This is a genomic window from Chryseobacterium suipulveris (assembly GCF_022811685.1).
Lineage (GTDB): Bacteria > Bacteroidota > Bacteroidia > Flavobacteriales > Weeksellaceae > Kaistella > Kaistella suipulveris.
The window spans coordinates 2387822-2406823 of record NZ_CP094532.1 but is presented as its reverse complement, the minus strand read 5'-3'; the positions used below and the strand labels follow the sequence as shown (position 1 = coordinate 2406823).

The window sequence follows — 19002 nt, the reverse complement described above, 5'->3', positions numbered from 1 at the left end:
ATAGAGCCGGTGAAGTACTTCTATTGAACTTTTGTGCAATGTTGAAGATTAGTAATTCTATTCAACATTTGTGCTAAAAGTCGGCTCCATCGCCAATTTGCCAAACGTTAGCGGGCATTGTGAAAGATACCAGCATAACAGTTAAACATTGATAAATGAAAAAAAAACTACTTTGGATATTAATTTTAGGACTGATAATAATCAGTTGCAAACAAAGGAAAACAGAAATGAAAGAGAAAATAATTAAAACAAACGGCATTGAACTCTGTACGGAAAGTTTTGGAAATAAGAAAAATCCAGCAATCCTTTTGGTAGCAGGTGCAACCGTATCAATGCTGTATTGGGACACTGAATTTTGCCAACAATTATCTGAAAAAGGATTTTTTGTTATTCGTTACGACAACAGAGATGTAGGAAAATCCACTAATTATGAACCAGGTTCTACTCCATACGATATTGTTGACTTAACTAATGACGCTATTTCAATATTGGATGGCTACAAGATTGACAAAGCACATTTTGTGGGGATTTCTTTGGGCGGACTAATTTCTCAAATAGCATCAATAAAGTTTGCCGACAGAGTTAACTCCTTAACTCTTATGTCATCAGGCCCTTGGGGAGACTCAGACCCAACTATACCTGAAATGGACACGAGTATTTTAGATTTCCATAGTAAAGCAGGTACAGTCAATTGGACAAATGAAGACAGTGTGGTAAACTATTTAATTCAGGGTGCAGAATTAATGAGTGGCAAGAAACAATTTGACAAACAAAGAAGTGAAAAACTGATAAGAGCTGAGTTCAATAGAGCCAACAATTATATAAGTATGTTCAATCACGCTGCATTGCAAGGTGGTGAAGAATATTGGAACAGATTAAACGAAATCAAACAACCCACCTTAATTATCCACGGAACAGACGACAAAATTTGGCATTATAAGAATGCAGGTTTTTTACTAGAAAAAATAAAAGGTTCAAATCTAATCACCCTTGAAGGTACAGGACACGAATTACACGTTGATGATTGGAAATCAATTATTGATGGAATAGAAAAACACATAAATGACTGATAAACAAAAACAACGACCCGCTAACAATGTATATAAAAAATAGGCGAAACAGTAGTAAATTCAAGGCTTTTGGCTCGTATTATACTTTGTGCTTAACCGAAAATTTGGCACTTCGAAATCGCCTACTTTTCATATACTAACCGTTATCGGCAATACGAAACAAGGTAATTCAGAAAAAACATTATATTTGTACCATAAATAAAAAGTAAGCGGAAAATGTAAAAATTAATTTCTTAGACAATCTAACAATCAGCTCAAAAAATTGGGTTCCCACTTTTGTTAAACTCAAAAAGAAATTAATTATGCTTACGATTCAAAATTTATCCTATTCACATCCCAATAAAAATACGCTGTTTACTAATTTAAGTATGACAGTAAACCAATCCGATAAAATTGCATTAATTGGCAATAATGGCGTTGGAAAATCCACTTTGTTAAAACTTATCGCTAAGGATTTAAAACCTGATGAAGGTCAAATTACTTCCCAGGCTAAACCTTACTATATTCCTCAAATTTTCGGTCAGTTTAATAAGTTAACCATTGCACAAGCCTTACAAGTTGAAACTAAGCTCAATGCTTTACACAAAATTTTAAGCGGAAGTGTAGATGAAAAGAATTATAGTCTTTTAAATGACGATTGGACAATAGAAGAAAAATGTCAAGAAGCCCTAAGCTATTGGGATATATCTGATTTATCACTATCTCAAAAATTGAGCGAATTAAGTGGAGGACAAAAAACAAAAGTCTTTCTTGCTGGTTTATTTATTCATCAACCATCATTTGTTTTATTAGATGAACCCAGTAATCATCTGGACAAATCCAGTAGAGACTTACTATACGATTTCGTTCAAACTTCAAGAGCAACTTTTATAATCGTTAGCCACGACCGAGAGTTACTTCAATTATTAAATCCTATTTATGAGCTCAACAGAAATGAAATTAAAGTTTATGGCGGAAACTATGAATTTTATAAGGAGCAAAAAGAAATTGAACAAAATGCTTTAAGCCAAGATATTCAGAGTAAAGAAAAAGCACTTAGAAAGGCAAAAGAAAAGGAGCGAAAAACAATTGAACGACAAAATCGTTTGGATAGTCGTGGAAAAAAGAAACAGGAAAAAGCAGGTGTTGCCCGAATTATGATGAACACATTACGAAACAATGCCGAAAACAGCACATCAAAAATGAAAAGTGTTCACACTGAAAAAATCGGTAGTGTTTCACAGGAATTGCAGGAACTACGTTCTTCGTTGCCAGACATTGACAAAATGAAATTCGGCTTTGACAATTCTGCATTGCACAAAGGCAAAATTCTATTTACGGCTAATGACCTCAATTTCAGTTACGACACACAACCGCTTTGGACAGAAAACCTAAATTTTAAAATCACAAGTGGCGAACGCATTGCTTTAAAAGGCAAAAACGGTTCAGGTAAAACAACCTTGATAAAACTGATTTTAGGCAACATAGAACCACAAACAGGAAAAGTTTACAGAGCAGACAACAAATCGGTTTATATTGACCAAGACTATTCGCTGATTGACGACAAACTGAAAGTTTACGAACAAGCCGAACAATTCAATACTTCGGCATTACAGGAACACGAAATCAAAATCAGGCTTAACCGATTTTTGTTTACCAAAGAAGATTGGGACAAATCTTGCAACGCTTTGAGTGGCGGAGAAAAAATGCGTTTAATGTTGTGTTGTTTAACAATCAATAATCAATCGCCTGACATTATTATTTTGGACGAGCCAACCAACAATCTGGACATACAAAACATTGAAATCTTGACAAGAGCTATTAACGAATATCGGGGGACATTGATTGTGGTTTCGCACGATGAAACCTTTTTAGAGCAGACAAACATAGAACGGACAATTCAACTCTGACAAAAGTACAGCCGCTAACATCGGTTTTGCGTCAGGCGGGGGGACGTTCTCCGTATGAAAATTTGTGCTAAATTTGAACTGTGGTTCTTCGTATCAAGTGCAGTGCTAAAAATCCCGCCCGAACGCAAAGCCGCGAACCGTTACCTGCAAGCTGAAACCAAAAATCCGACAAAATAAAATGGTTGAAACATTGATAAAAACATTGCAACAAAAATATCTTATCAAAACAAACACAATTTCTAAACAAAAAGGTGGTTGGGCTTCTTTGGCTTATAAAATAGAAGATGAAAACGAGCATTTTTATTTTTTAAAAGTTTATGAAAAAAGTCGAAAATCAACTTCTTATTTAACGGAACACATCGACCTTTATCTTCCCATTGTGGATTGGCTTGATAATCAAACTCTGCTGAAAGGAAAAATCATTCGATTGATTAAAACGCAATCTGATGATTTTAGGTGCGAAGATGAAAATTATATATATGTTTTGTTTGATTACATTAAAGGAGAAACAGTTGGAGAAAAAAATTTAACCAAAGAACAAATAACTCAATTAGCCGAAATTGTCAGTCAGTTACATCATTTAAAAAAAACTCCTTTTGACCTTTCGCAGATTTCTGAAACATTTGACCTTTCGTTTATTTCTAAACTAAACAATTGGATAGACAAAAACCTTGACCAACTAAAAACGGAAATCAAAACGGTACTGCAACCTAATCTTTCAATTATAAAAAATCAAATCAACGAATGGTATAATTTATCAAATGCTTTAAAGGAAAAAGATTTAAAATATTGTTTATGTCATACAGATATTCATCATTGGAATCTTATCACAGACAAACAAAAATTATATCTTTTGGATTGGGAAGGAATAAAGTTTGCACCACCCGAAGCCGATATTTTCAGCATTTATCAGCAACCTTATTTTGATTTGTTTATCAAAAGATATTATGAACTCAATCCTGATTATCAAATCAATGAAACGGTTTTACAATATTATCTGACAAGTAGAAAACTTCAAGATATTTTTGAGTTTATCGAACAATTACAATTTGACGAACTCAATTCGGAAGAATACAAAATCAACTTAAACTATCTGAAAAAAGAAGTTGATAACATAATATCCAAACCTAAAAACACAGCCAGCAGGTAACAAGGGTTTTGCAAGAGCGGGGCGAAAATACTCCGTTGGAGATTTTCGCTATATTTGTAGCTTAGTGCTTCGGTCGAGATTTTCTGCTGAAAATCCCCGCCCTCGCAAAGCCCCAAACCGTTGTACGACATAGTAAAACCGAACCAAACAAAATGAAAGTCAGAGAAGAAAAGTTAAGAACAATTATAGAATGGTCGGAGAAAAACGAAGATGTAAGAGTTCTTCTTCTGACAAGTTCACTTGTAAATCCTTTAGCACTTGTTGACGAATTTAGTGATTTAGACATTGAATTTGTTTTTGAGGATAATACAAATTACATTTCAGACAAAAGCTGGACGCTTAAATTCGGAAATCCAATTGCTATGATTGAAGAAGACGAAAGTTGTTTTAACCATAAACACGCAATGAAAATGCTACTTTATGAAGACGGTGTGAAAGTAGATTTTAAACTTTACAGCAAATCAAAATTTATAAAGGAAACGCAAGAGAAAGAATTACCAGAAGATTGGGATATTGGTTATAAAATTTTAATTGATAAAGATGGTATTACAAAGCAAATGCTGAAACCAACTTATCAAATTTCCATTATCAAAAAACCGTCTGAAAAAGAGTTTCAAAATCTAATAAACGATTTTTGGTGGGACACAACTTACGTGGCAAAGTGTCTTGTGAGAGATGAAATATTCTATGCGAAATTTATGTCGGAAACCGTTATTCGCACAGAATATTTAATTCCTTTAATTGAATGGCACATTGCAAGTGAACACAATTGGAACATAACGACCAATAAATATGGACGGCTTTTCAAAAAGTATCTTAACCAGGAAATGTGGGCTAAAACAGAACAAACATTTTCAGGGAGCGATATAAAGGAAAATTGGACTGCTCTATTTTCAATGACTGATTTAGTTTCAGAAATAGGAACTGAATTGTCAAAAAAATTAGAGTACAAATACCCGGATAAATTAGAAAATGACATACGAAAATATTTAGCTGGACTAAAACCCAAAACATAACTACGTTGTACAATAACTAAGCTTTCGTTTTGTCTGAAAGACAAGAAATGAAAGCCCGTTGAACGGAAGCTCCGGTAGCTTTTTGCCAGCAGTTGGTAACCTTATGGAGTTATCGTTTTTAGAATTTAGAGGTACAAAGCAGTTTTTTTAGAAGTACTGCTTTTTTTGTGGGCAGAAGTGGCACTTTGTAGGGTTTAAATGCTGTGATTTTTCGTTTCAGCATATAATTTCCCTTACCCACAAAGTTTATTTCGCAGAGAAAGTTTGGGTGACGAAAAGAAAATCCTGTGGCGGACCACGTTGCCCGAAAATGGCGATGGTCACCAGATTTCCTTCCTTGCAGCACCGGCATTTATTGAGCAAAGTCTTGGGTTTTGCTTCCGGAATCCGGATGTTTAAATCTGACTGTAAACTCTGCAGCTTCCCACGCTTCCAGCTGCTGCTCAGGATTCCGTAATGGCGGATCCGCACAAACCTTTTGGGCAGGATATGCAGACTGAAGCGCCTGATAAACTCCACATTTGATAAAGTCATTTCCTTTTTCTCCCCGCCTTTGCGGTAATCTTTGTAGCCAAAACGGATTTCTTTATCCGTAACTTCCTTGATCCGGTGATTACTGATGGCGACTTTGTGGGTGTATCTGCCTAAGTATTCGATCACCTGTTTGGGGCCGCCAAAAGGACGTTTTGCATAAACGACCCAGTTTTTGGAGAAGAGTTTGTCTATTAAATCCCGGTCGGTAATTCCACAAGCCCTTAATGAAGCCACAAACTTTGCCCGGAACACTTTGCTCATCGCTTTTACGGAGAAGAGATATTTATCCGTCCGTACTTTCTTTTTCCATTTTCCCTGTTTATTGATTCCACCGCCCGGAACAATGCAGTGCAGATGCGGATGCAGGCTCAGGTTCTGCCCCCAGGTGTGTAAAATGGCAATCATTCCCAGTTGGATTCCTTCGGTTTTGCCAAACTGGTTTAAAGTCGCCCACGCCGCTTCAAACAGGGTTTTGTAAGTGAGTGTGGGATTGGCAATGGCCAAACCGTTCAGTTCTTCAGGAAGCGTAAAAACCAGATGGTAATAACTGCACGGGAGTAAATCCTGTTCGCGCTTCTGGATCCACTCTTCCTTTTTGTGTCCCTGACACTGCGGGCAGTGCCTGTTCCGGCAGGAATTGTAACTGATGGAAAGATTTCCGCAGCCGTCACACGCATCAATATGTCCACCCAAAGCGGAAGTCCGGCAATACGACAAAGCCCGCAATGTTTTCTCCTGATGAGCTGTAAAGTTCTGGGCCGGTAAATTGATTTTGCGGAGAACTTCCGCTACAGTTCCGCCCTTAGTTCGGGTTTCCATTTTTGCGGCATAAAGCGAAAACGGTATCCAAAGGACTGTGCGGTTGCTGATCCGACAGCTGGCAGACATGAAGGTATTCCATGGTCGATTCAATTCTTTCATGGCCCATAAGTTTCTGGACCATGATGATCGGAACACCGTCTTCCAGCAAATGCGTGGCAAAGCTGTGTCGCAAAGTATGGGTGTGGACTTCTTTGGTGATTCCGGCTTTTTTGGAGATGGTTTTAATTGCCCACTGCACACCGCGCTGACTGTAGCGGGAATCAAAATCTTTACTGCTTGGATTTGGCGTATCAATCTCTTCAACATTCCTGTTTTGATTTCCGTTAAATAAATACTGATCCGGATTTTCAATTTTGATAAAAGTTTTCAGGCCACGGATTAAATGCTCGGAAAGCGGAACATAACGGTCTTTTCGGCCTTTTCCCTGTACAATGTGAAGCATCTTTCGGTCAAAATCCAAGTGCCGGAGTTCGATATTCCGTACTTCCATACACCGGAGTCCGCAGCCGTAGATGAGCCCGATGAGCAGTTTGTGTTTCAGGAGTTCTGCTGTTTGAAGCATACGCCAGATCTCTTCCCGACTCAGGATCACAGGAAGTTTCTTGACTCTTGGAATGGCGGGAAGATGGAGGTAGCTGTAAGGTAGGCCTTCGGTTTTCAGCAGGAAACGCAGCCCGTAAACAGTATGTTTAAAGTACGACTGAGAAGGGGTTTTTGATCGCTTTTGAAGTTCAAAGAGATAATCTTTGATGTCTTCCGGGTCTAATTCGGTAGGGATTTTACCGAAATGAAGCGCTAAGGCGGCAACATGCCTGGAATAATTATCAAAGGTTCGTTTGCTTCTGCCCAGAATGGAAATATTTCTTTCAAAGCGTTGCAGGAGTTCGGCAAAACCGTTAACTTCGCTAGAGGCACGATTGAGAAACTTGTTAGTCCTTAACTCCTCCGGAGATTTTTTTTTGTAGCCATTTTATATGTTTTTTAGGGTTTAATAAAAACAAAATTACTAAAACGGTGAATGGGAAAGCTACCGGAGGTTTAGTTCAACATCGTATTGGCAATAGGCGGGCTGAACGGCTTCGATTGGACATTTGTGCAAGGTTCAACATTCGTCCTTCGTTTGAACTTTTGCGCTAAAAATCCCGCCCATCGCCAATACGCGGCACGTTATCTGTCATTTTAAAAAAAAGTATGAAAAGAACAATTTTTACAATTTTAGCAACTTTACTTATTAGTTTCTCTTTTGCTCAAAATTATGAACAACAAATAGCGAAAGCAGAAGAATTTGTAAGCAAAAAAGATTTTTGTAACGCTTATGAAATATTTAAACCTCTATTAATAGATAGTAATCAAGGTACCATATACGACTATTACTATGCTTCTCTTTCTGCTGTCAATTGTAAAAAAGACGAAGATGCTTTAAACTGGCTTAATGTTGCTGCTGAAAAAGGTTTAGGATTAAAAGATGGAGAAATAGATTTTATTAAAAAAGATAAAAATTTCAAGGAATTAAAAAGCACAGAAAAATGGGCTTCAATTATCAACACTATGCAAAATAAATTTGCAGATAAAAAATTAATTGAAGAAGCAAAATCTAAAAAATGGGTTTCCACTATAACAAAGAATGCTATTCAAAAAAAAAGATCAAAATTTAATACCGCCAATTCTGGCTTTGCATTATATTATTCAAGCGCGGAAAATATCAATGTTCCATATTTAGTCTTTGTTCCCAAAAATTACAACGCTAATAAACCTACAAAAGCGATAATATATCTACACGGAGGAATTAATTCGACAGAAAATTTCAATTTTGATAAACCTGAAATAACGCAAGAACCAATTTTTAAAGTTGCAGACCATTTTAATTCCATAATTATTTATCCATTTGGTAAGAAAGATTTTGGCTGGATGAATCAAAAAAAGGCTTTTCAGAACATCTATAAAATTCTGACTCAAGTTAAATCTACTTATAATATAGATAAAAAAAATATTTATTTGGGAGGAATGTCAAATGGTGGCACAGCAACTTTTTGGTTTGCTTCTCAAAGACCAAGTATTTTTACAGGTTTTTATGCGATTTCTGCTAATCCTAAATTAGAGATTGGAAATATTAATTTCAATTTCGATAAACCTTTTTATGAAATCCATACAAAAGATGATTCTGTTTTTAAGTTTGATGATGTAGAAAAAATATATAACACAAACAAGTCAAGGAATTGGCATTTTGAATCTATAGCAAATGGTGACCACGGAATTATCTATCAACAAAACGGAAATGAAGTTCTAGAAAACTTGCTGAAAGAATTAATTGAAAATAAAAACGCCAGATAACATCGTATTGGCAATAGCGCGGAGGAATCGCAATTTTAATTATTTTTGATATTCCGCAGATTATTTTATAATAAGAAAAAGTCCGCGTTAAAGCCGCACCATCGCCAATACGTAACCGTTATCTGCCATATTATGAAGAGATTCGCTGTAGTAATTCTGATATTTTTATTTAACACTGTAAGTTCACAAAATAGGATTTATGAAATATCATTTTGTGGAAGAGAGCAAAATGTAATATTAAGAGAAAAAAATAATAAAAAATTTTCTGGAACTATCAATTCAAAATTTCATAAACAAAAAAGTAAAAGGGACATAACCAAAACAAAGAGAATAAATAAGAATATTGCGAAAATAATTATAAATGACCTTAAGAATAATGGAATATTACAATTGAAAAATGAGGATGACAAAATTAATTGTGGTGACTTTTATCTAGATGGCGATATACTAAATTTTACAGTGACAGAAAATAAAATCATTCTTAACAAGGGTTTTGATGAAGTCTATCCAGAAAGTGAATCAAAAACAATTGAACCAAATGAATGTCGAAGAAAGGCTCAATTTTTAGCCACAATTATTGACAAACAATTAAATCTTAAAAAATTACATTCGCAACAGTTCAAAAAACTTGGTTCTGGAACTTGCTACTGGACAGGAATTTCACAAGTATGTATTAAAAAGAAATGAAAAATACGGCAGATAATAGCTAAGTTTTCGTTGCGTGCGCAGCACGAACAATGAAAACCCTGTTGAACGGAACCTTCGGCAGCTTTTGGTTGGGTATTTTCCCACACTATGGGTTTATCGACAAAAGATTTTTAGAGATACAAGAGACTTTGAGAAGAGTCTCTTTTTTTGTGGGTGATTTTGGCGAGTTTTTCTTGGTTTTATCGTGCTTTCCTTCACGTTAGGTTAACATTTCCCTTACCCAAATCCGCTAAAATGCAGATTTAGGAGCAGGTAAATTTCGGCTCATCTCCAAAAACCAACTTGGCGGACCTCGTAGATCGAACGTGGCAATCGTCACAAGATTTCCATCTTTACAACACGTACATTTCGGCTGAAAAGCTTTTGGCGGAAGCTTTTCTTTGGGCTGGATGCCTAAATTTTGTTGTAGATTTTTAAGTTTGATACGCTTCCAGGTGCTGCTCAAAAAACCATAATGACGGATTTTTACAAATCTTTTCGGTAAAATATGCATCACAAAACGGCGGATAAACTCTTCATGGCTCAAAACCATCTGCTTTTTGATGCCTTTTTGGCGGTAATCTTTGTAAGAAAAAGTTACCGTTTCCGCGTCAATTTTCCTGATTCTCTGGTTGCTGATGGCGATTTTATGCGTGTATCTGCCCAAATATTCTACCACAGATTTTGGGCTTCCAAAAGGCTTTTTGGCGTAAACAACCCAAGACTTTTCCCACAGATTTTGCCTGATTTTGGTATACTCTTCAAAGTTTTTATCTTTTAATTTCTCACAAAATTTAGCCCTGAAAACTTTACTCAAAGCCTTTACCGGAAACAAAAATTTGCCGTCTGAACGTAGATTTTTCCAAGCTCCGCTTTCATCCACTCCACCGCCCGGAACAATGCAGTGCAAATGCGGATGAAGGCTCAGATTCTGCCCCCAAGTGTGCAAAACAGCAATCATTCCCATTTTTAAACCTCGATTTTCACCAAACGTTTGAAGCGTTTCCCAGGCAGATTCAAATAAAAAATCGTACAACATTTTGGGCTCGTGAAGCGCGGTTTTGTTCAATACATCAGGAAGCGTAAAAACCACGTGGAAATAAGGTACCGGAAGCAGTTCGGTTTCCCGATTTTCAATCCATTGCTCTCGGTTTTTGCTCTGACATTTTGGGCAATGACGGTTTCGGCAGGAGTTGTAACTGATGCTTACATTTCCACATTCATCACAAGCGTCAATATGACCACCCAAAGCAGAGGTACGGCATTTTTTCAACGCTGAAAGTGTTCGTAATTGCCAAGAATTAAGTCCTAAATCTTCCAATTTTGAACCTAATTTGTTTAAAACATCGGCGACTTCGTATTGAGGTTGAGATTGAGGTTGAACTGACTGTTTTTTTGAGGTTTTTAAACCGCTCATTTTTTCCCAAATTCTGAAAAAAGGGTATCGAGCGGTGAAAAGAGTTTTTGGGTTGAAAGCTGGGCAATTTGAAGATAAACCAGCGTGGTATCGATACTTTCGTGACCGAGAAGATTTTTGATGCTCAAAATATCCATCCCATCTTCCAGAAGATGCGTCGCAAAACTGTGCCGAAGCGTATGGACACTCACTTCTTTCAGGATATTTGCCGTTTTTGATGCCTGCTTTACCGCCCACTGAACGCCGCGCTGGGAGTAACGGGAATCGAAATCGCCACCAGCACGCCCTCCACGAGGTTCTCCAAAGAGATAATCTTCCGGTTTTTCCGCTTCGATATACTTTTTGAGCCCACGAATCAGATGTTCGGAAAGTGGTAAATAGCGGTCTTTTTTGCCTTTTCCCTGAACCACTTTGAGTTGTTTTCGACCAAAATCTAAGTCGCACAAACGGAGATTTCGAACTTCCATACAGCGCAATCCGCAGCCGTAAAGAATGCCGATCAAAATTTTATGTTTTAAAAGTTTACAGCCGGACAACATCTGCCAAACCTCCTGTTTACTAAGCACTACAGGCAGTTTTTTCTCTCTTTTAATTTCCGGAAGACTCAAATAATCATAGCTCAAACCTTCCGATTTAAGCAGAAATCGAAGTCCGTAAACGGTGTGTTTAAAATACGACTGTGAAGGTGATTTTGATTTTTTCTGAAGGTAAAAAAGGTAATCGTGAATTTGCTCGGGATCCAATTCTGTAGGAATTTTTCCGAAATGTAGCGACACCGCAGCGACGTGTCTGGAGTAATTTTGAAAGGTACTTTGGCTTCTTCCCAATACAGAAACCGTACGTTCAAACCTATGCAAAAGCTCCGCAAATCCCGGAACTTCGCGCTTTGCCTGATTGATGATCTTGTTTTCTCTAAGCTCTTCTACACTCTTTTTTTTGTTGCCATTTTACTGATTTTTAATTAGTTTTACAAAGTAACTAAATATAGCGCTGAGAAAGCTACCGAAGGTTTAGTTCAACATTGGTAACCGTTGCACAACCCAGATCTTTCTGCCTTAAGTTGTGAAAAGTCTATAAAAACCAACCTCTTTTAAGGCGATTTAAGAGAGGTTGTTGTTTTTAGCGGTGAGAGTTTTTTGGATTTTAGGGTGGCTTAGATGGAGGTTATTGAAGCGTTGGGAATGAGGTTCTGCCAAAACCAAAACTTCCCCTTCGGAAGGTTCATGATTTGGGCATTGCGGTGCACTTTTCGGGTGAAGAACTTCAGGTATTTCTTCAGATTGTAGGTGAGGGCAGCCATCAGAACGTGTTTGTTGGCATTTTTTATTCCTCGGGTATTCACTCTTTTCATGTTATGATGGTTGATGAGGGTTCCCAGCACCGGCTCTACGCGCGAGCTTCGGCGTTTGGTTAAGAACCGCGTGTAATTGGGATTTCGGTTGAGTTTTTCGTGCATTTCATCGTACAGTGGTTTGTAGATGCTGTCATCCAGTTTCTTGAACTTCGTGACCTTTCCGCAGCATTCCGCCCGTAAGGGACATTTGCCGCAGTCCTTTTCTGAACTTCGGTAAATGTTCTTCGAGTAGCCTTTGCTGTCGGTTTTGGTGCCTTTGAAGAGCAATACGGCATGGTTTCCGCCGGGCTTTTGGCATTCGTAACGGTTTTCGGATTTGTTGTAATAAAATCCTTCGCGTTCGGGTTTATACTGTCCGAAGTTGGGCACATAGGCGTTGATTCCTTTCTCTTTGCAGTACTTTAAGGCCTCGCCGCTGCTGTATCCGGCATCGGCCAGGACTTCATCAATCTGTATTTGGTTTAGAGACAGATTTTCGAGTGTCTGATTCATAATATCGGGTAAAATCGCAGAATCTTTACTCCCCGCTGTGCTGGCGCACGCGCCGGTAATGAGATGGTGCGCATCATCTACAGCCAGCTGTCCGGAATAATTCAGCTGGCGTGCTTTTCCGGGTTTTACAGAGATTTTCGCATCGGGATCTGTGGGGCTGTAATGCGTGTGATTGCTCAAAAACTTAGGGCGTATTTCATTCCCATCTTCATCTTTGCGTTCAGTTTTCGTATTGCCGGGCATATCTTTATAGGCTTCACGTTTCCAGTTATGGTGACGATCCACCAGCTTTTTTCGCGCAGTGGTCACCTTGTATTCACTGTTCTCCTCCAACTCATCCACGAAGGCGGAAGCGTCTTCTAAAACTTCTTTCTCCACCAAGGAATCCATGCTTGCATTGGCTTTGATGAAGGCGGAGTCTACGGCTATGCGTTTGCCCCGAACCATACCTTTCTGCACACACAGCGAAAGCACTTTTCGGAAGAGCTCCAGAAAAAGTTCCTCGCCAAAGAGCTGCCTCGTACGGCTCAGGGTAGAATGCCATGGAAGATCCTCGTCCAGGTCATAGCCCAGAAAAAGACGCACATCCAGACTGTTGCTGCAGTAGCGCAGTAAAGCCCGATCGCTGTTAATGTTGTTGAGATAGCCTACTAAAAGTATCTTGAAGAAAACCACTGGATCAATGCTCTGCTGGCCTTCTGTGCCATAATATTTTTGGGTAGATTGATACAAGAAATGCAAATCCAATTCTTGGTTTACTTTGCGATAAAGGTTATCTGCGGGAACCAAACGGTCTAAGCTCAGCTCATAAAACAGTTTCGGGGTAAAATCTTTTCGTCCTTGCATATGCTAATTTACGACAAACAAGTAACATAACCAACTGGATAACAATATTTTGTGTTATTTTTTTTAACAAAAAACCTTCACCATCAAAAAATAGTTTAACTTTGGAAAAGGAGTTGTGCAACAAGCACATTGTATTGGCAAAATGCGGGATGAAGTCTTGAATTGAAAAGCCTAAATATTTAGCCGCATATGCTTTTCAATTCCACTTTTTTTAGTAATTTAGTCATTGGGTGCTACCGAAAAGTTTACGACCTGTTTATCGTTTTTCAAGGTGTTGATTTCTGCATTTTTGGTAATTCTACCTACGATTGTGTTCATAATCTTAAATTTTAAAATGTTAATATTTTGTTAATTTTTGTTTTGTCAAAGGTCAAATGTTGGGAGTGAATTGATTTGGTATCGAGGACACTCGGCATTTTTCTTTTTTTATATTAAGTTAGAAAACAGTATTTTTTGCTGGATTTTTATTGTTTTTCCGTTGATTTCAAAGAACGTCTATGGTTGATTTGATTCGTACAACTGAGGTTCCGGCTTTTTCTTTGCCCATGAACATAGGACGGCACCATCCATACAAAACCCGATTCGGTTCCGCTGGATAAAGGCAGAAAATTCCGAATCGGGCTTGAAATCTTTTTGTCCGAAGGATTTAGGAGTGTCTGGAAAAATTGTTGGAGCTTGTGGAAAGAATTTTTTTAGAAACCCAAAAAGATTTTTTTGTGTGGGTGGTGCCGTCCTACATTTGCAAACGTAAAAGCCCAACCGCAGTTGGGAAACTTAATCAATGGACGTGGTTGTTAATGGAAAACTAAAGGAAATTCATTGGAAAATGGTTTCTCCAATGATTTAAACTGATCAAATATTACAAAACCACTCGTTCAAGTCCTTAAAATTATGATAAATTAAAGAGCAATCCTCTACATTTTTGTATTGACTTTTAATTTTTAATTTAACCGATTTCCCATTCTTATCATTGTCTAGAAAAAGTGAAATTTTCTCATATTGTTTCAGTTTTTCTTCCACCTTGAAAAACATTGCAGTTGAATTTAAAGTCAAGTAATCACAGTTTGAATTATCTGATTTGTCTAAATTTCGGTAGGTCAGATAATCGAAAAAGCCCTCAAATATGAGAATCTCGTTCTTGAGATTGTTATCATTAACAATCAACGTCACATCCTTTTTTCCCAAACATATTTTTGACTGTGGATTGCGAATCTCAAAACCTCCGGACTTATTCTGAAATCCAATTCCGAAATATTTTCTTCCTTTCAATTCGTAGTGAATTTCCTTAACCCTATGCTTTTGCTCAAAAACTCTTCGGGACTTCAGATACTGAATTAATGCAGGATGCTGGATTTCTTTGATTTCTAAAATCTGATTGCATGTTTGACCAGTAGTTTCGTGATATTTTATTTCATTTTGAACTCTAAAATCCAATGTTGAAAGGCATTTCAATGCTTCTGAAACGGAACATTTCTTTATCTGTTGGACAATTGAAATCACATCGTAACTTTTTCCATTTCCAAAATCGAACGCCTTGTTTTTGACAAAATCGACCGCCAGACTTGGAATTTTTTCCTCCCGGTCCAACGCAAAATAAAACGCAGTTTTCGGATTTTCTTTGACCGGAAACAGCCCGAACGACTCCAAAACCGCCCGAATTCCGACGTTTTGCTTGACTTTTTCGCAATTCATTTTTTTTCTTTTAATGCAAATTACTTATCCACATTTCCCTTTTAAATAAAAAAGACTTTTAATTTATTTTTATATTACTTTTAGCAAACGGCATTCTTCTTTTGCCACAAAGGATTTAATGGTGTTTTTCGGTGAGTTCAATTCCGAAAACTAGTGAGTTCAATTCCGAAATTTGGGTGAGTGCAATTCCGAAATAAAGCCTGTTTTGGGGTGAGTGCAATTCCGAATCGATTTTTCCATTTATTCTGATAACCGTAGTTATCCACAAAACAGCTAGGTTATCCACAATTTTTGTGTTTTCTAAATCTTCGGGTGAGTGCAATTCCGAATTCGATGCTGTTATTTTGTTCATTTTTAACATTTCTTTAACTTTAGTGAGTGCAATTCCGAATTGGTGGTGAGTGCAATTCCGAAATCAGACAATCATCGGATAGCCATTAGGGAATATTTCTCCCATTTTTGTATTTCTATACAAATGCTTTATGTGTGCCTGAATTTCAATAAGAAATTTTTGACCTTTAAAGTCGGTCGATGCTATCTTTCTCATTCTGCAGTTCCTAATAAATTCCTTGAAGGCTCTTTCAATCAGTTCCCTTGTCTGCGGTATATTTTCGTATTGATGGAAAAACTGGACTGTTTCGGCTTCGTCTAATCTATATCGTTTTTTGAAATAGAGCAATCTTCGGTTAATTTTATGACTTTGGTTAAAATTCTCTTGGTTTGATTCTATAAGTTTTTTTGCTTCTTCAAATGGATGAGAAAATCCTTTGGTTAAGATAGGAACAATAAATATGGAATCCTTTTCATACCTGTATTGGAAAGAAAAACTATTGTATCTGTCGAGATTGATTTTGATGGGCTTTAGAAATTTGAAGCAGAAATCTTTGGTATTTTTATAATTTAACCCAAACTTTTTATTGAAATTACCCAGCTTCAGCATTGTTCCCGATTCGGGAATTTTTGAAAGCCAGATGGAGAAAATAATGTGTTTGTTGTTTCTGATATTATACACCAGATGATAGAGTACATAATTATATTCGGGAATAACCAATAATTTTTTCAGCCAGTAACTGCTAATTAGAAATGTGGTAAAACCTCTTTGGTCATAGGTTGGCGTAGAAATAAGTCCGCCAAATGTTTTGATTTCTTTCCCTTTTGAATTAAGCGATTTGTACCATCCCATCTTAAATTTGGCGAGAAACTCATAGGCATCCACAACCTGCTTTGTGGAACCACTCGGAGAAATTTTACTGTTCCGGATTTTGATGGAGGCGAAAATGTTATTTTCTGTTTCAAATTCTTCATCAAATAGGGAAAGTTGCTTCGGACGGTCTTCGGGACGAAACTGTTCATTGCCGATAATTGCAACGATATTGAAAATGACTCGAAGCGCATTGATTGGGATGTCCGCCGCTTGTTGGTCATCAAAAATAAAGTCGTCCACGAAATGATTTCCCAGCCGAATCTTGTCGGGAACTTTTTCTCCCTTGTCCTCAAACTTCTTTCGGACATGGCGCAAATCTTTTTCAGATAAAGACATTTTCTATTCTTAATGTTCCTGATTTCTTATTTCCTGATTTCAGATGGTAATTATTTGGTTCGAACAGTTTTCTTTACTAGTTTTATTTTCTCACTTTTCAGTGTTTTGTCTCCATCAATGAGATTGTAGTGTTTGTAGGAATCAACACCAGTTGCTTTGAACACCCTTTTTTCGGCTTCTCCTATATTGGGGATCCTCACTTTCTGGATACCCAGATATTCGTAAGATATTTTATTGATGGTTACTTTTTGACCAGGTTTTAAGTCAGATATTTTCATTGTTTTAAGTTTTTACGATTTGTTAGAAATGAAATCGACTTTTTATTGATTTCATGATGTTTTCGGTCGTTTGATATTTGGAATGGAATCGACGGAAACTGTATCATCATTTTGACTATTCTTCAAATAGGGCAGGATACTTTTTAATGAGGATTTCCAGTTGGAAATGGGTCTTCCAGAACTATTCCGCCAGTCGTTTTCTAACCACGAATGATATTTTTCTTCAATTACAGAGTCCAAAAGAGGCTGATAATCCTCTAAAGTTGTTGCAAACTGAATAAATTCTTCCAATTCGGGAATAATTTTTGACTTGCTGCTTTTGGAAGTATCAGTAATGGAAACTTTATCACTAGATTTACTGATTTTGGGAACAACTTCCTTGGACGAATCGCTTCTCTTTAAAGTTTCATGTTTTTCAACAATCTCCAAACTTGGTACTTTTTCGATTTTTTCCTTCTCTATTTTCTCCAGTATGGGAATATCAGATAAGTAATTTAACAGAATTCTGTAATTACAAGGAAATCCACTTTTGGACTCAAATTCAACAAGACCCAACTCGCGAAGTTTATCTTTGGTCGGTTTTACGGTTTTTCTAGTTATTCCCAATGCATTACCGAGTGCAACATCGGAAATAACGACCTTATAACTATCGTTGTCCTTTCCTAATTTCAAAAGGTACAGATAGAGCGAAATTGCCGAAGAGCCAAGTCTTGCCTTCTGATTGAAGTCCCAAAATCGGTCGATAAGTTCCAAGTAATACATTTCTAACTGCTTGCAAAAAGTTCTATAGCCTTTTTCTTGTCGATGATGATGATGTTTCCTTTCTGAATGATGGCTTCATCCAAAATTCCTGAAGATTTAATCTTGGATGCTTTTGAAATGGAACAGCCCAGAATTTTTGCCAAACCTTTTAAACCGTATTCATACATATTTTCAGAATTTAAATTTTTAGATATCTCTAAAAATTCTTTTACGGTCAGATTGCAAAGAGGTGTTTGTGGGGTTATGTTTTCCATCAGCTGTTATCTTTAAAAAGTTCTAATGCTTTTTCCGAATCAATGATAATTTTTCTCCCATTTTGAATGATGGCTTCATCAAAAATTCCCTTACTTTTCAATTTTCCTGCATGATTTTTAGAGCATCCCAATATTCTTGCTAATCCAGAAAGACCGTAAACATACTTTTCATTAAATACCTTTTCTTGTGGGGGGGGTTCTGATGATTCTTGTTTTCTGGCATCTAAAATTTCCACAAATTCTCCTATGGTCAATTGCCAAATTGGTCTATTATAATCTTCCATTTTGAAATTTTTATTGTAATTTATTCTAAAAAAATACTTATTTGTATATATTTAACTATATTTGTATTGCAAATATAGAATAAATATTGAAATATATCTATATTTTAATCTCAAAAACAAAAAAATTTTAAAGATGACTATAACTGAAAGATTGCAAAATTACATGACCTACAAAGGGTTAAACCCCAATAAAATCACTGTTGAAGCTGGTTTGTCTGTTGGTTTAATTGGCAGAGCTATAAAAAACAACTCGGGACTCAACTCAGATACTATTGAAAAAATACTATACACTTATCCCGATTTGAATCCGGAGTGGTTTATTTCGGAATCTGGTGAAATGCTAAAAACAAACAACCAAAACATTAATAATAATGGCTCAGGAAATAATGTAAACAGCAACATTAATGGAAATATTAGTGGAAATGTTACTATTTCGCATAGCGAGTTTTCTAATATGATAGAACTTCAAAAAGGCTATCAAGAAATACAAAAAGAACTAACAGAAAGATTGAAAACCAGTCAAGAGCAACTATCGGACAGCATGAGACAGGTTACTATACTTCTTGAAATTTTAAAAAAATAAC

General features: G+C 36.8%; 19 protein-coding genes and 1 pseudogene. 7 read left to right on the top strand and 13 right to left on the bottom strand.

What is annotated here, in order from left to right; genetic code table 11:
* Positions 1-155 precede the first annotated feature (155 nt).
* From estT to MTP09_RS11265, 4 genes are all read left to right on the top strand, one after another.
* A complete protein-coding gene (gene estT, locus MTP09_RS11280) occupies positions 156-1070 on the top strand; it encodes a macrolide hydrolase EstT (protein WP_006744646.1) in 915 nt (304 codons plus the stop codon).
* 302 nt (positions 1071-1372) lie between these two features.
* Positions 1373-2959: a ribosomal protection-like ABC-F family protein gene (gene abc-f / locus MTP09_RS11275; RefSeq protein WP_243548489.1), complete on the top strand. Its 1587-nt coding sequence runs from the start codon at positions 1373-1375 to the stop codon at positions 2957-2959.
* Positions 2960-3137: 178 nt separating this feature from the next.
* A complete protein-coding gene (locus tag MTP09_RS11270; protein ID WP_015431540.1) occupies positions 3138-4109 on the top strand; it encodes an aminoglycoside phosphotransferase family protein in 972 nt (323 codons plus the stop codon).
* 152 nt (positions 4110-4261) lie between these two features.
* Positions 4262-5125, top strand: coding sequence for an aminoglycoside 6-adenylyltransferase AadS (locus MTP09_RS11265; protein WP_003013318.1), 864 nt, complete (start codon positions 4262-4264; stop codon positions 5123-5125).
* Positions 5126-5371: 246 nt separating this feature from the next.
* Here the strand turns inward: MTP09_RS11265 and MTP09_RS11260 are convergent, their stop codons facing one another.
* The 3 genes and pseudogenes from MTP09_RS11260 to MTP09_RS11250 all read right to left on the bottom strand — a co-directional run.
* Positions 5372-6478, bottom strand: a complete 1107-nt coding sequence (locus tag MTP09_RS11260; RefSeq protein WP_243548488.1) for an IS91 family transposase — start codon at positions 6476-6478, stop codon at positions 5372-5374.
* Entirely contained in the window at positions 6462-7043 is a 582-nt protein-coding gene (locus MTP09_RS11255) for a tyrosine-type recombinase/integrase (protein WP_243548487.1), read from the bottom strand. The genes MTP09_RS11260 and MTP09_RS11255 overlap by 17 nt, the downstream gene beginning before the upstream one ends.
* A gap of 159 nt (positions 7044-7202) precedes the next feature.
* A pseudogene (locus MTP09_RS11250) lies at positions 7203-7331 on the bottom strand (tyrosine-type recombinase/integrase); the annotation flags it as partial.
* 341 nt (positions 7332-7672) lie between these two features.
* On the opposite strand from MTP09_RS11250, the gene MTP09_RS11245 reads away from it, so the two are divergent.
* The gene (locus MTP09_RS11245) at positions 7673-8812 is read left to right on the top strand and encodes a prolyl oligopeptidase family serine peptidase (RefSeq protein ID WP_069148669.1); all 1140 of its coding nucleotides are present in this window, start codon (positions 7673-7675) and stop codon (positions 8810-8812) included.
* A gap of 132 nt (positions 8813-8944) precedes the next feature.
* Positions 8945-9499, top strand: a complete 555-nt coding sequence (locus MTP09_RS11240) for a hypothetical protein (RefSeq protein WP_024566454.1) — start codon at positions 8945-8947, stop codon at positions 9497-9499.
* Between the two features lie 250 nt (positions 9500-9749).
* Here MTP09_RS11240 and MTP09_RS11235 read toward each other — a convergent pair whose 3' ends face one another.
* The 10 genes from MTP09_RS11235 to MTP09_RS11185 all read right to left on the bottom strand — a co-directional run bounded on the left by MTP09_RS11235 (position 9750) and on the right by MTP09_RS11185 (position 18418).
* Positions 9750-10916, bottom strand: a complete 1167-nt coding sequence (locus tag MTP09_RS11235; protein ID WP_024564049.1) for an IS91 family transposase — start codon at positions 10914-10916, stop codon at positions 9750-9752.
* Complete coding sequence (locus MTP09_RS11230; protein WP_035572951.1) at positions 10913-11692, bottom strand: tyrosine-type recombinase/integrase; 780 nt, start codon at positions 11690-11692, stop codon at positions 10913-10915. The genes MTP09_RS11235 and MTP09_RS11230 overlap by 4 nt, the downstream gene beginning before the upstream one ends.
* Positions 11693-12069: 377 nt before the next feature.
* Positions 12070-13608 carry an IS1182 family transposase gene (locus tag MTP09_RS11225; protein WP_243548486.1) on the bottom strand — a complete coding sequence of 513 codons (1539 nt, stop codon included), beginning with the start codon at positions 13606-13608 and terminating at the stop codon, positions 12070-12072.
* A gap of 852 nt (positions 13609-14460) precedes the next feature.
* Positions 14461-15300 carry a toprim domain-containing protein gene (locus MTP09_RS11215; protein WP_024564046.1) on the bottom strand — a complete coding sequence of 280 codons (840 nt, stop codon included), beginning with the start codon at positions 15298-15300 and terminating at the stop codon, positions 14461-14463.
* A gap of 115 nt (positions 15301-15415) precedes the next feature.
* Positions 15416-15652 carry a hypothetical protein gene (locus MTP09_RS11210; protein WP_123903502.1) on the bottom strand — a complete coding sequence of 79 codons (237 nt, stop codon included), beginning with the start codon at positions 15650-15652 and terminating at the stop codon, positions 15416-15418.
* Positions 15653-15715: 63 nt separating this feature from the next.
* A complete protein-coding gene (locus tag MTP09_RS11205; RefSeq protein ID WP_024564044.1) occupies positions 15716-16840 on the bottom strand; it encodes a hypothetical protein in 1125 nt (374 codons plus the stop codon).
* Between the two features lie 50 nt (positions 16841-16890).
* Complete coding sequence (locus tag MTP09_RS11200) at positions 16891-17118, bottom strand: hypothetical protein (protein WP_024564043.1); 228 nt, start codon at positions 17116-17118, stop codon at positions 16891-16893.
* Between the two features lie 51 nt (positions 17119-17169).
* Entirely contained in the window at positions 17170-17880 is a 711-nt protein-coding gene (locus MTP09_RS11195) for a ribonuclease H family protein (RefSeq protein WP_185226163.1), read from the bottom strand.
* A 2-nt stretch (positions 17881-17882) separates the two neighbouring features.
* Positions 17883-18134 carry a DUF3853 family protein gene (locus tag MTP09_RS11190; protein WP_024564041.1) on the bottom strand — a complete coding sequence of 84 codons (252 nt, stop codon included), beginning with the start codon at positions 18132-18134 and terminating at the stop codon, positions 17883-17885.
* Positions 18134-18418: a DUF3853 family protein gene (locus tag MTP09_RS11185; RefSeq protein ID WP_185284395.1), complete on the bottom strand. Its 285-nt coding sequence runs from the start codon at positions 18416-18418 to the stop codon at positions 18134-18136. Before MTP09_RS11185 ends, MTP09_RS11190 begins: the two co-directional genes overlap by 1 nt.
* A 133-nt stretch (positions 18419-18551) precedes the next feature.
* Here MTP09_RS11185 and MTP09_RS11180 point away from each other — a divergent pair, with 133 nt between their 5' ends.
* Positions 18552-19001 (top strand): hypothetical protein, encoded by a 450-nt coding sequence (locus MTP09_RS11180; RefSeq protein ID WP_088264813.1) that lies wholly within the window; start codon positions 18552-18554, stop codon positions 18999-19001.
* Position 19002 lies beyond the last annotated feature (1 nt).